The sequence below is a fragment of the Pollutimonas bauzanensis genome (genome assembly GCF_040393045.1).
In the GTDB taxonomy this organism is placed as follows: domain Bacteria; phylum Pseudomonadota; class Gammaproteobacteria; order Burkholderiales; family Burkholderiaceae_B; genus Pollutimonas; species Pollutimonas bauzanensis_A.
On the sequence record NZ_JBEBUX010000131.1, the window covers coordinates 1 to 11,245 of the forward strand.

Sequence of the window (11,245 nt, forward strand, 5' to 3'; positions counted from 1 at the left end):
GCGCTGCGAGTTCGCGGGCGCCACGGAAAAGGCCCTTGGCCCGGGAAGCCCTGGCGCAGCACAGGGCCGCTAAGCGTTGAGCCGGTCCCAGCCCCTGTGGCAGCCGCCGTTCAAGAAACCAATAGACCAATGGCATCACCAGCAACCAACGCTTACCATCTACAATCCAACTTTCACCTTCAACAGGCTTTTGGCATCAACGACATGAACTACATCGCTATCAAACATCTTCACATGACCGCCGCCATCCTGAGCATCGTATTCTTCATGATACGTGCCTATTGGTCAGTTACCGGATCCGCACTGCTCGGACGCCGCATCGTCAAAATCGTGCCGCATATTGTCGATACCGTTTTGCTGGTCTGTGGCATCACCCTGTCTATCCTGCTGGGCGCGGCAGGCATGCAACCATGGGTGCTTACCAAGATCGTTCTGGTGGTGGTGTACATCGGTGTGGGCACTATCGCCATCAAACGTGGCAAAACTGCGAAGACGCGCGGCATTGCCGCCCTGATTGCCATCGCCATTTTCTTCTATATTGTCGGCGTGGCAATCAATAAGACGCCTGCTTCGTGGTTCGCATAATCCAGCAAACCGACTGAGGCTTCACGTGCTGGGCGGCGTTACGCCCGGCACTGACTCAGGCAGAGCGGGCCGCCTTCGTTCCAGGCAGCCTTACCAAGTGCCCATAAAATGCTGCACGATCAGACTGCTGACGCACACTGCCAGCCATACACCTAAGCCCAGCAATATTGGCCGAATCCCCGCCGTTACCATGCGCCGCAGATCCGACGACAAGCCAATGGCTGTCAACGCAACAATAATTAAAATCTGAGCCAACAATTGCAATGGCACGTTCATGTTTTCAGGGATCAAGCCGGTGGAGCGTATTGCGGAAGCGACCAAGAACCACAGGATGAACCAGGGAAAAATGCGCGCCAGGCTAAAGCCGCCGGTACCGTGCTTTTTATGACGCCAGGCTTCGATAATGACCAATCCCAGGCAAATCGGAATAATCAATGTGGCACGAGTCAGCTTAACAATCGTGGCGTAGTCACCTGCCTCCTGGCTGTAGCTATAGCCTGCGGCGACCACTGAAGAGGTGTCGTTGATCGCTGTACCGGCCCACATCCCAAACCCTACATCCGACATATTCAACCAATGGCCCATTAACGGAAACGCAATCACGGCAATGATATTGAAGATGAAAATCGTCGTAATCGCGAAAGCAGTTTCGTGCTCGTCGGGCTTGATGATGGGAGTGACCGCGGCAATGGCGGAACCGCCGCAAATAGCGGTTCCTACGCCAATCAGCATCTTGAGCTTGGACGGTATGTTCAGCCACTTCCCCAAAAAATAGGCGGTCGCAAAGGCAACCGCAATCGTGACCAGGGTGACCGACAGCGATTCCATGCCGGTCTTGGCCACTTGCTGGATGCTCAACCCAAAGCCCAGGGCAATAATGGACCACTGCAATACCTTCTTCGATGTGAACTCCAGTCCCGGCTTGAACATAAGGCCCACACCCACCGTATTGCGAATCGCAATCCCCAGCACAATACCGAATACCGGCCCGCCGATAATGGGCACCATACGCCCTAGCATCATGGCGAAAATACCGACCACGACAGCAAGTGCAATCCCATAAAACAATGAAGGCGCGCGCGGCGCGGTATGCTCACCTTTTTTGCGGCGCGTTTGCTGATGAGTGCCGACTGCGCTTACCGAAGTAGCCAGTGCCGTTGACGCAGAAGTAGTGGATGGAACTTGCATGATGTCCGCAATATGTTAATAACCTGAGGTTATTTTAGGCAACCCACGTTAATAAAAAAATTCATTAATACTTATAAAAGATATAAACTTTATTTATGATCGGAATCAGCGTTCGCCAACTCGAAGTTTTTGTCACTATCTCTGCCACAGGCACGGTTGGCGCCGCGGCTGAGCGACTGTTCGTTACCCAGCCTGCAGTCAGCATGGCGCTGGCAGAGCTTGAGCGGCAACTCAGCACACAACTGTTTCATCGGGAACGAGGCCGCTTGCACCTAAGTCCTCGAGGCAAAGAGTTATTGCCGATGGCTCAGGAAGTGATCGAGCGGCTCCATGAGATGCTGCGCCAGACCGGAGAGCACCCTGAAACCTTGACGGGCGAGTTGCGTGTCGGCGCAAGCAACACCATAGGCAATTACCTGGTAGGCGAACTGCTGGGCCCATTCATAGCCCAGCATCCGCTGGTATCACTGCACGTCAGTGTGGAAAATACCGACCAGATTGCCACTGGTTTGCTGGAACACCGCACTGATATTGGTTGTGTCGAAGGCCCGGTGAACCATCCTCAACTGGACGTCATCGCATGGCGCGATGATGCGCTGGTAGTTTGCGCCGCACCATCCCATCCGCTGGCTCAGCATCAAAACCTGAAAGCCAGGCACTTCAAGGATGCTCAGTGGATACTGCGCGAACGCGGATCGGCAATGCGCGTACTGGCAGAGCAAGCCCTGACATCGCTTCCGCCAGGGCGCATACTACTTGAACTAGGCCAAGTGGAAGCCATCAAACAAGCCGTGATCGCAGGTCTTGGTATCGCTTGCCTGCCGCAGGCGGCCACCGTTGATTCAGTTGCTGTGGGGCGCCTGAAAATCCTTCACACCCCTTTCTTGAACTTGCATCGACGGCTATCCCTGGTTTTGCACAAAGCCCGGTATCGTGGCGCCCTGATAGACGCTTTCGTGCTGAGCCTTTTTGCCGACAAGGAATAAATGCCATTTCGTCAAACCGACGCAATGGTATCGTGTCAAACTGGAAAATCAGCAATACTTAGGATATACCGGCATGAGCCCTACTCCCATCAGCTTGCCAAATGACTCCGCCCCCCTCCTGCCGCCCTACGAAACCGTAGCCCTTGTCCTTCAAGGCGGCGGCGCCCTGGGCGCATATCAAGCAGGCGTCTATCAAGGCCTGAACGAGGCCGGCATCAAACCCACTACCTTGGCTGGAATATCGATCGGGGCGCTCAACATCGCCATTATTGCGGGCAACCCGCCCGAAACACGTATTGCCCGCCTGACCGAGTTCTGGGAAACGATTTGCCAGCCTAATTCAGGCATTAGCTTGCATCCGTTTTTCGAACAATCGCTTTTTAATCTGAACGATACAGTACGCCAATCCATGAGCGCCTGGCACGCTGTCAGCGCCATGGCAGATGGCCAGAAAGGCTTTTTTTCCCCACGCTTTCCGCCCGCCCCGCAAATAACGCCTGGCAACCCTAAGACGGCCAGTTATTACGATACGACGGCGCTTAAGGACACACTGGAGCGACTGTGCGACTTTGATCGGATCAACTCGGGCGAACATCAAGTTTCGATAGGCGCTGTAAACGTGCGAACCGGAAACTTTGCCTATTTCGATAACACCAAAATAGCACTGCGCGCCGAACACTTCATGGCCTCGGGCGCGCTGCCCCCCGCCTTTGCCGCCGTGGAAATCGATGGCGAGTATTACTGGGACGGCGGCCTGGTATCCAACACGCCGCTTGCCCAAGTGCTGGAATCCAGGCCCATCCGCGACACGCTGGCATTCCAGGTTGATTTATGGAGCGCGCGTGGCGTGGTTCCTTCCAACATGAGCGAAGTGTCCGACCGCATCAAGGATATTCAGTACTCCAGCCGCACCCGCCTGGTCACTGAGCAACTGCGCACGCGGCAGCGCCTGCGTCGTCTATTGTTGCGCATGCTTGACGATATCCCCCCTGAAGCCCTTGCCGATAAAACCTACCACCAGTTAGCCAAGGAACTGGCATGCAGCAAGCGCTATAACGTCATCCATCTTATTTACCGCAACAAGCCTTATGAACAGCACTATAAAGACTTTCAGTTCGGCCTTGCGACCATGCGTGAGCATTGGGAGAGCGGACTGCAAGACATACGCGAAACACTGCAGAATCCCGACTGGCTGGCCATGCCCGACAATGAAGCGGGCTTCGTGACGCATGATGTGCATCGCGAGGAAATCGAACAGCGTATGAACGGGAATGCCACGTTTATGGCGGGCGGCACCGACTAGGTTGGCCGGCGCCCCAGCACCACGGCGCCAACCAGCACAAAAGCGGTCCCTGCCAGTTGCAAGGTCGTGATGGGTTCGCCCAGTATCCAGCCGGCAAGAAACAGCACCGACACAGGCCCGAGCAAGCCCAATTGGGAGGTCATGGGTGCGCCAATACGTGCTACTGCCCACATGATCATGAAGGTCGGTGCTACCGTGTGGACAACCGCGTGCAGCAAGGACAATTGATACACCGGCAATGGCTGCGCCAGCCCCTGCAACGAATGCACGCTAAGGAAGTGGATCATGCTGATCACGGCTGAAACCGACATGGCATAAGCAACCAGACGCGTTGCCCCCACATGCTTGATTAATTCACCCGAACTGATGATGTAAACCGAATAAGTCAGCGCCGAAGCCAGCACAAAAGCCGATCCCAGCATCACGTTGTCGCCTTCCAGGGAAAGATCCTGAAGGAAAACCAGCACTACCCCAAGATAGGCCATGGCCAACGCAAACCACTGCTTTGCTGCAATCGGCCGCTTCAAATACAACGCGGTGATCAGCAACACGAACGTGGGCGACAAAAACAGTATCAGGCGCTCCAGGCCGGCCGTAATATATTGCAATCCCAGAAAATCCAGATAGCTGGACAAGTAGTAGCCGATAAAACCCAGAAAGATGACCTGCAGACTTTCCTTAACCGTAAGGCGCGGCAATTTACCCAATCGCGCCTTGCGTGCCTGCAACAAACCGACAACAGCGAAAAACGGCAACGACAACATCATGCGAAAACCGATGATAGTCAGCGCGTCTACTCCGTAGCGATAGGTAAGCTTGACCACGATGGCCTTGGCCGAAAACAAGATGGCCCCCAGCCCAGCCAAGAAAAACCCGATCCAGAATTCTTTTGATTTTGTTGCTTCGACACTGGAGGGGCTAGAACTCATAAGATCGCAATAAAGGTTAAGGAGCAGCGGAAATGACGGCGGGCATAAACCAGTTTGCTATTTTGCCTAAACATTGACTGTGTTGCAAAACAATGCTTAGACAATAGTTGCCTGAGCAAATATATCGCGCTAAAATTTCTGCATGACCAAGCTCGATAATTCTGCCATGCCCAAGAAATCCAAGCCCACTACGGCCCAAGCCTATGGAAAACAGGGTTTCTACAGCGCAAACCCAGCTTCGTTAAAACAGGGAAACAATGTCGGCCTGCTGATCAAGTTAGTGCAAAGTTCATTGAACCGCATGATAGACCAGAACGTTTCTCCGCTGGGCTTAACCGCCATGCAGTGGCGTCCGTTGGTCATGATCCGATATCGCGATATCAACACACCCGCCGAATTATCACGAGAAACTCACGTCGACACGGGAGCCATGACGCGCACGCTGGATCGCCTGGAAGCGAAACATTTCCTGACTCGCCAGCGCTGCCCCGATGACCGCCGCGTCGTCAGGCTGGAACTGACTGCCACCGGCCAGGATGTTGCGGCCCAAATCCTGCCGGCAGTAGCCAAAACCTTGAATACCCATTTGCAAGGGTTCAGCAAAACCGAAGTCGAAACTCTGATGAGCCTGCTGCAACGCATGCTGGACAATGGTAAAAATATTGAAAGCGACTCGAATGCAGAAAAGTAACGCGTTTTATTGCCATATTCACCAGTCCGCCCCTGGTTTTTTTTGCTATTTACCTGCCTAGGCAGATACCAACTAGTCAACCATATTCAGCTATTTGTAAGCCAATGCCAACCCATTACCTGTCGCGCCCTGCCATGTCTATGAAGCTATTCGCACCCCTGCTGCTTATTACCGCCCTCGCCGGCTGCGCGGCAATCAACCCGGGGCAATCCGCCCTGACCGAGCTGCCAGCCAGTCAAGCGGGGCTGCAAGACAGCGCCATATCCTGGCCCACAACGCAATGGTGGCTACGCTACCAAGACCCACAGCTTGATCATCTGATTGGTCGCGCACTGGAGGGCAGCCCGTCCCTCGCCGCCGCCCAGGCGCGCCTGGACATGGCCAACGCCGCGGTGAGCGGCGCACGTGCCGTCCAGTTACCGCAACTTAATGCGGGCTACAGCATGATGCGCGAGCGCTTCTCGGAAAATTATATTTATCCGCCGCCCTACGGCGGCTCGATGCAAACCGACAACAGCTTGCGATTGGACGTGGGATTCGACCTGGACTTATGGGGCCGCAATCGCGCCAGTTACGCCGCGGCCGCATCCCAAAAGGAGGCATCGGTTGCCGACCTTCAAGTAGCCCGCAACTCACTGATCAGCAGCGTCGTTCAAAGCTATTTCAATCTTCAGAACTCGCTGGCCCAGGAAACCGTAATCACCAAAATCGTGAAGCAGCTGGAAAACGTGGCAGCCATCACGCGGCAACGGGTTGCCGCCGGCCTTGATACTGAAGTGGAAGTGAACCAGGCCGACTCGGCCGTCTCATCCGCGCGGGTACAACTTAGCCAGGCAAGCACCAATGCCGCTCTGCTGCGTAATCAAATTTCCGCCCTGACTGGCTCTGGCCCACAAATTGGCAAGGACATACGAAGCGTGAGTTTGACCAAAGCCCCCGACGGCACGCCCGACAGCATCCCTTTTGATTTGCTAGGCCGGCGTCCCGACATTGTTGCTGCCAAGTATCGCGTTCAAGCCAGCTCCAGCCAGATATCGGCTGCCAAGGCGGAGTTCTTCCCAAATATCAATTTATCGGCTTTTGCCGGTTTCATGTCGCTGGGCCTGGGCAACCTGCTGCAATCCGGCAGCCAGGCCTATGGTGTAGGGCCAGCCATCACCCTACCCATTTTCCATGGCGGCGCGCTCAACGCGAACCTGGACACCAAGCAAGCGGAACGAGATCTGGCCATTGCCAACTACAACCAGACTTTGCTGGCCGCAGTACGAGAAGTGGCCGATGCCACCGTCGCCATCAAAGCCTTGCAACAGCAATCAGTGGATCAAGCGGCCAGCCTACGCGCCATTACGTCCGCCTATGACATTGCCGTGAAGCGATACAAATCGGGACTCGGGAATTTTGTCCAAGTATTGCTGGCTCAGAACGAGGTCCAGAAACAGGCCATCCTGAACACCGACATGCACACCCGCGCCTTCAACCTGGATGCCCAACTGGCCACGGCCCTGGGTGGCGGATACGGCGACGACACGAAGAACACTCACTGAAATACGAGCTACCCATGACTTCCGACAAAAAAATGGCCTCCCGCCGCAAGCACCTACTCATCATCGCCACGCTCATCTTTATTGCCATAGGCGTGGTGTATGCAATTTGGTGGGCCCTGTTCGCCGCCAACTATGAATCGACCGACGACGCTTACGTGCACGGCAATCTGGTACAAGTCACCGCGCAAATTCCTGGTACGGTCGTGGCCATTCATGCCGACGACACCCAGCGCGTCAGTAAAGGCTCGCCCTTGGTGCAGCTGGACGCCAGCGACGCCGACATAGCCTTGAAACAAGCCGAAGCGACACTGGCCCAGGCGGTTCGGCGCACTCGTACTATTTTCGTGCAAAACGATGCGCTGGAAGCGGACGTCGCCATGCGCCAGGCGAATATTGAACGTGCCGAAGTCGATCTGAACAAAGCCCAAAGCGACCTGAAACGCCGCCAAACCCTGGCGCGGTCCGGCGGCATCAGCGGCGAGGAAATTCTGCATGCACAAACTGCATTCAAGGCTGCCCAAGCCGGACTCGCCCAAGCCCAGGCCGCATTAGCTGCTTCTCAGGCCACGTTGAAAACCAATGAGGCACTAACCTCCGGCACCACGGTGTCGGCTCACCCCGATGTAATGCAGGCTGCCGACCAGTTGCGCAAGGCCTGGCTCACCAACGCCCGTACGCGCTTGCCAGCGCCAGTCGACGGCATGATTGCACAGCGCTCGGTACAGGTGGGCCAGCATGTTGCGCCCGGTACGCCGCTGATGACCATCATTCCATTGCAGCAAGTCTGGGTGGAGGCCAACTTCAAGGAAGGCCAGGTGCGGCATATGAAACCAGGCCAACAAGCCAAGGTTACGGCAGACCTGTACGGCAGCAAGGTTACCTATCATGGCACAGTGCAAGGCATCGCTGCGGGAACAGGCAGCGCATTCGCCTTGTTGCCGGCACAGAACGCCAGTGGCAACTGGATCAAAGTCGTACAGAGGGTGCCCGTCAGAATCATGTTGGATCCCAAAGATCTGGCCGACCACCCCTTGCGCGTAGGCCTGTCCATGAATGTAGAGGTAGCGCTTGACGAGCCCGAAACGCCCAACGTTGGCGTGTTTGCTGGAACACAACTGAAGACCGCCGTATTTACGGACAATACCGGCGGCGCAGATGCCCAGATCAACAAAATCATTGCCGAAAACCTGGGCTCATGAGTGCCACCAAAATAAACAGCCCCGCCCCGGCGCCAATGCCTCAGGCGCCGGCCCACAAGCCGCTGGAAGGCCGTGCGCGACTCTTTGGCACGATCGCGCTTTCATCCGCCGTTTTCATGAATGTGCTGGACTCTTCCATCGCCAACGTATCGATTCCGACGATCGCAGGCGACCTGGGCGTGAGTGCAACGCAAGGCACATGGGTCATCACCTCTTTCGCTGTCGCCAACGCCATTACCGTTCCCCTGACTGGATGGCTTACACAGCGATTCGGTCAAGTGCGCCTGTTTGTGCTGTCCGTACTGCTTTTCGTGCTGACATCCTGGCTGTGCGGATTCTCGTGGTCACTGGAATCGCTGGTGCTATTCCGTATCATGCAAGGCGCTGTGGCCGGACCGATGATTCCCCTGTCCCAATCATTGATGTTGGGCAGTTACCCGAAGGACAAGGCCGGCATGGCGCTGGCGATGTGGTCCATGACCATCCTGGTGGGGCCAGTGGCCGGCCCGCTTCTAGGTGGATGGATTTCAGACAACTACAGTTGGCCATGGATTTTCTACATTAATGTTCCGGTGGGACTGCTGGCCGGATGGGCCTCCTGGCAGCTATACAAGCATAGGGACTCTGTCCGCACCAAGCTTCCTATCGATACCATGGGCCTGGCTCTGCTGGTGCTATGGGTAGGCGCCCTGCAACTGATGTTGGACAAAGGCAAGGAACTGGACTGGTTCGCCAGCCCCGCCATTACCAGCATGGCTGTCGTTGCCATCATATCGTTCGTATTCTTTGTCATCTGGGAACTGACCGCCAAGCATCCAGTTGTGGATCTGACTTTATTCAAGAATCGCAACTTTTCTGCCGGCGTGATCACGATATCAGTAGGCTATGGCCTATTCTTTGGCACCGTGGTGTTGCTGCCGCTATGGATGCAAAGCACCCTGGGCTACACCGCCACCTATGCGGGCATTGCCTCGGCCCCGGTAGGGATTCTGGCGATTCTGTTTTCACCGCTGGTAGGAAAAATGCTATCCAAGCACGACCCCCGGCTGATTGCCACATTTGCCTTCCTTGTCTTTGCGCTCATCAGCTATATGCGCGCCAACTTCAATACACAGGTCGATCTGGTCACGATCATGATCCCCACCTTTATCCAAGGGGCGGCCATGGCCACGTTCTTTATTCCGCTGACCACCATTACCCTGTCGGGGCTGGATCCCAACCGCATCCCCTCGGCGGCTGGTCTGTCGAATTTCGTGCGACTACTGTTTGGCGCGTTCGGCACATCCATCACCACCACCATGTGGGACAGCCGAGCTAGCCTGCATCACGCCCAACTTACCGAAATCGCGCGACCAGGAGAACCTGCCTTTGATGCAGCGATGGCAGGCCTGCAACAAAAGGGTTTTAGCCTGGAGCAATCCGTTGCCGTTATCAACAACATAATTGATCAGCAAGCCTTCACGATCTCTGCCACCGATATCTTCTATGCATCCGCCATCTTGTTTCTGATCCTGATGGGCCTGGTATGGATTGCACGCCCCAAGTCCAATAAAAGCGGCGCCGGTGACGCCGCCGCAGGGGCCCATTAGGCAAGATTGTTCAGGCATATAAATTGCTGATGTGGGGGAACATGCCGGATTGCTTGGTGACAACGCGCAATCCGGCCCGCGATTGTGGTGGCACTCCACCACCTGAACGGTTTTCTATATTCCCATCGGTAAAGGATGCTCATGAACGCAAATAAAAACACCCACGCCAGCCACGGTGGCCCCATAGACGTTGCCGCCATTCGTCAAGCCGCAAAAAAACTGGACGATGGCGCGATTCCATCAGGCTACAAAGGCAACCGCGAAGAAATCGTCGAGATGCTGAATGCGGCGTTAGCCACAGAACTGGTCTGTGTACTGCGTTATAAACGCCACTACTACACAGCCAGCGGTATGACCAACCAATCTATCAAGGCTGAGTTCCTTGAACACGCCCAACAAGAAGAAGAACATGCCGACCGGATTGCAGAGCGTATTGTCCAGTTAGACGGCGAGCCTGATTTGAATCCGTCCACCCTGGCCCAGCGCAGCCACGCGGAATACGACGACTCGGGCGACATCAGGAGCATGATCATCGCCAACCTGATCGCCGAGCGTGTTGCCATCGAATCGTACCGGCAAATGATAGAACGCATCGGCGACAGTGACCCCACTACGCGCAACATGCTGGTCGAAATCATGGCAGTGGAAGAAGAGCATGCCGACGACATGAAAGACCTGCTGGATTGACGTAAAGCCGCATCCCCATTGACTTTCAAGCGCCGAAATCCGGCGCTTGAAGCATCCTATTTCCCTGCAGACCAGCCCCGATTTGCATCGCAGCAAAAGTATGTGCTATAGTTCTGCTTCTTTACTTTTCCCCGATAGCTCAGTCGGTAGAGCGACGGACTGTTAATCCGCAGGTCCCAGGTTCGAGCCCTGGTCGGGGAGCCAAGAATACCAAGGCCTTCAAGCAATTGAAGGCCTTTTTATTGCTCCGCAAAAATGGAGCCGCTCCGCAAAAAGCAAAACAGCCTCACTTCGGTGAGGCTGTTTTGTTTCTGCTTTTATAGTAAAGCTGCTGTTTACTTACACTGCTGGTGGATGCTGCCGGATCACCTATTTCCACAATAGTCGATCTTGGGCCAAGATCGACTATACTTTCTTTGGGTGCTCACACTTCCTGTGTGGCAGGGTATGCGATGGTCGGGCCGCCACGCGCTTCCCCGCGACCTATGAACCCATTTACCTTCAAACGAATTAAAGCCGTCACCCTTCTTTTAAGGCTGACGGC

General features: G+C 55.3%; 10 protein-coding genes and 1 tRNA gene. 9 read left to right on the forward strand and 2 right to left on the reverse strand.

Annotated elements, in window-relative coordinates; all coding sequences use genetic code 11:
* The coding region (locus ABWO67_RS16445; RefSeq protein WP_353153467.1) for a SirB2 family protein at window positions 1-585 on the forward strand (585 nt) is incomplete at its 5' end.
* 90 nt (window positions 586-675) lie between these two features.
* Here the strand turns inward: ABWO67_RS16445 and ABWO67_RS16450 are convergent.
* The gene (locus ABWO67_RS16450) at window positions 676-1,773 is read right to left on the reverse strand and encodes a YeiH family protein (RefSeq protein WP_353153469.1); all 1,098 of its coding nucleotides are present in this window, start codon (window positions 1,771-1,773) and stop codon (window positions 676-678) included.
* A gap of 95 nt (window positions 1,774-1,868) precedes the next feature.
* On the opposite strand from ABWO67_RS16450, the gene ABWO67_RS16455 reads away from it, so the two are divergent.
* Both ABWO67_RS16455 and ABWO67_RS16460 read left to right on the forward strand, forming a co-directional pair.
* Window positions 1,869-2,759: a LysR substrate-binding domain-containing protein gene (locus tag ABWO67_RS16455; RefSeq protein ID WP_353153471.1), complete on the forward strand. Its 891-nt coding sequence runs from the start codon at window positions 1,869-1,871 to the stop codon at window positions 2,757-2,759.
* A gap of 73 nt (window positions 2,760-2,832) precedes the next feature.
* Window positions 2,833-4,062 carry a DUF3734 domain-containing protein gene (locus tag ABWO67_RS16460; protein WP_353153474.1) on the forward strand — a complete coding sequence of 410 codons (1,230 nt, stop codon included), beginning with the start codon at window positions 2,833-2,835 and terminating at the stop codon, window positions 4,060-4,062.
* On the opposite strand, the gene ABWO67_RS16465 is transcribed toward ABWO67_RS16460, so the two are convergent.
* Window positions 4,059-4,991, reverse strand: coding sequence for a DMT family transporter (locus tag ABWO67_RS16465; protein WP_353153478.1), 933 nt, complete (start codon window positions 4,989-4,991; stop codon window positions 4,059-4,061). The two genes, ABWO67_RS16460 and ABWO67_RS16465, sit on opposite strands and share 4 nt — an antisense overlap.
* Before the next feature lie 142 nt (window positions 4,992-5,133).
* On the opposite strand from ABWO67_RS16465, the gene ABWO67_RS16470 reads away from it, so the two are divergent.
* The 6 genes from ABWO67_RS16470 to ABWO67_RS16495 all read left to right on the forward strand — a co-directional run bounded on the left by ABWO67_RS16470 (window position 5,134) and on the right by ABWO67_RS16495 (window position 10,905).
* Window positions 5,134-5,682, forward strand: coding sequence for a MarR family winged helix-turn-helix transcriptional regulator (locus ABWO67_RS16470; RefSeq protein ID WP_353153480.1), 549 nt, complete (start codon window positions 5,134-5,136; stop codon window positions 5,680-5,682).
* Between the two features lie 134 nt (window positions 5,683-5,816).
* On the forward strand, window positions 5,817-7,226 hold the full coding sequence (locus ABWO67_RS16475) for an efflux transporter outer membrane subunit (RefSeq protein WP_353153483.1): 1,410 nt from the start codon (window positions 5,817-5,819) through the stop codon (window positions 7,224-7,226).
* A 14-nt stretch (window positions 7,227-7,240) separates the two neighbouring features.
* Window positions 7,241-8,425 carry an HlyD family secretion protein gene (locus tag ABWO67_RS16480; protein WP_353153485.1) on the forward strand — a complete coding sequence of 395 codons (1,185 nt, stop codon included), beginning with the start codon at window positions 7,241-7,243 and terminating at the stop codon, window positions 8,423-8,425.
* Complete coding sequence (locus ABWO67_RS16485) at window positions 8,422-10,014, forward strand: DHA2 family efflux MFS transporter permease subunit (protein WP_502930035.1); 1,593 nt, start codon at window positions 8,422-8,424, stop codon at window positions 10,012-10,014. The genes ABWO67_RS16480 and ABWO67_RS16485 overlap by 4 nt, the downstream gene beginning before the upstream one ends.
* Window positions 10,015-10,155: 141 nt before the next feature.
* Window positions 10,156-10,701 carry a ferritin-like domain-containing protein gene (locus ABWO67_RS16490; RefSeq protein ID WP_353153488.1) on the forward strand — a complete coding sequence of 182 codons (546 nt, stop codon included), beginning with the start codon at window positions 10,156-10,158 and terminating at the stop codon, window positions 10,699-10,701.
* Window positions 10,702-10,829: 128 nt separating this feature from the next.
* Window positions 10,830-10,905: transfer RNA gene (locus ABWO67_RS16495), tRNA-Asn, on the forward strand.
* The last annotated feature ends 340 nt before the right edge of the window (window positions 10,906-11,245 follow it).

Coding starts and splice junctions, on each gene's coding strand:
- ABWO67_RS16450 (WP_353153469.1), bottom strand. CDS start 1,773: ATGCAAGTTCCATCCACTACTTCTGCGTCAACGGCACTGGCTACTTCG.
- ABWO67_RS16455 (WP_353153471.1), top strand. CDS start 1,869: ATGATCGGAATCAGCGTTCGCCAACTCGAAGTTTTTGTCACTATCTCT.
- ABWO67_RS16460 (WP_353153474.1), top strand. CDS start 2,833: ATGAGCCCTACTCCCATCAGCTTGCCAAATGACTCCGCCCCCCTCCTG.
- ABWO67_RS16465 (WP_353153478.1), bottom strand. CDS start 4,991: ATGAGTTCTAGCCCCTCCAGTGTCGAAGCAACAAAATCAAAAGAATTC.
- ABWO67_RS16470 (WP_353153480.1), top strand. CDS start 5,134: ATGACCAAGCTCGATAATTCTGCCATGCCCAAGAAATCCAAGCCCACT.
- ABWO67_RS16475 (WP_353153483.1), top strand. CDS start 5,817: ATGTCTATGAAGCTATTCGCACCCCTGCTGCTTATTACCGCCCTCGCC.
- ABWO67_RS16480 (WP_353153485.1), top strand. CDS start 7,241: ATGACTTCCGACAAAAAAATGGCCTCCCGCCGCAAGCACCTACTCATC.
- ABWO67_RS16485 (WP_502930035.1), top strand. CDS start 8,422: ATGAGTGCCACCAAAATAAACAGCCCCGCCCCGGCGCCAATGCCTCAG.
- ABWO67_RS16490 (WP_353153488.1), top strand. CDS start 10,156: ATGAACGCAAATAAAAACACCCACGCCAGCCACGGTGGCCCCATAGAC.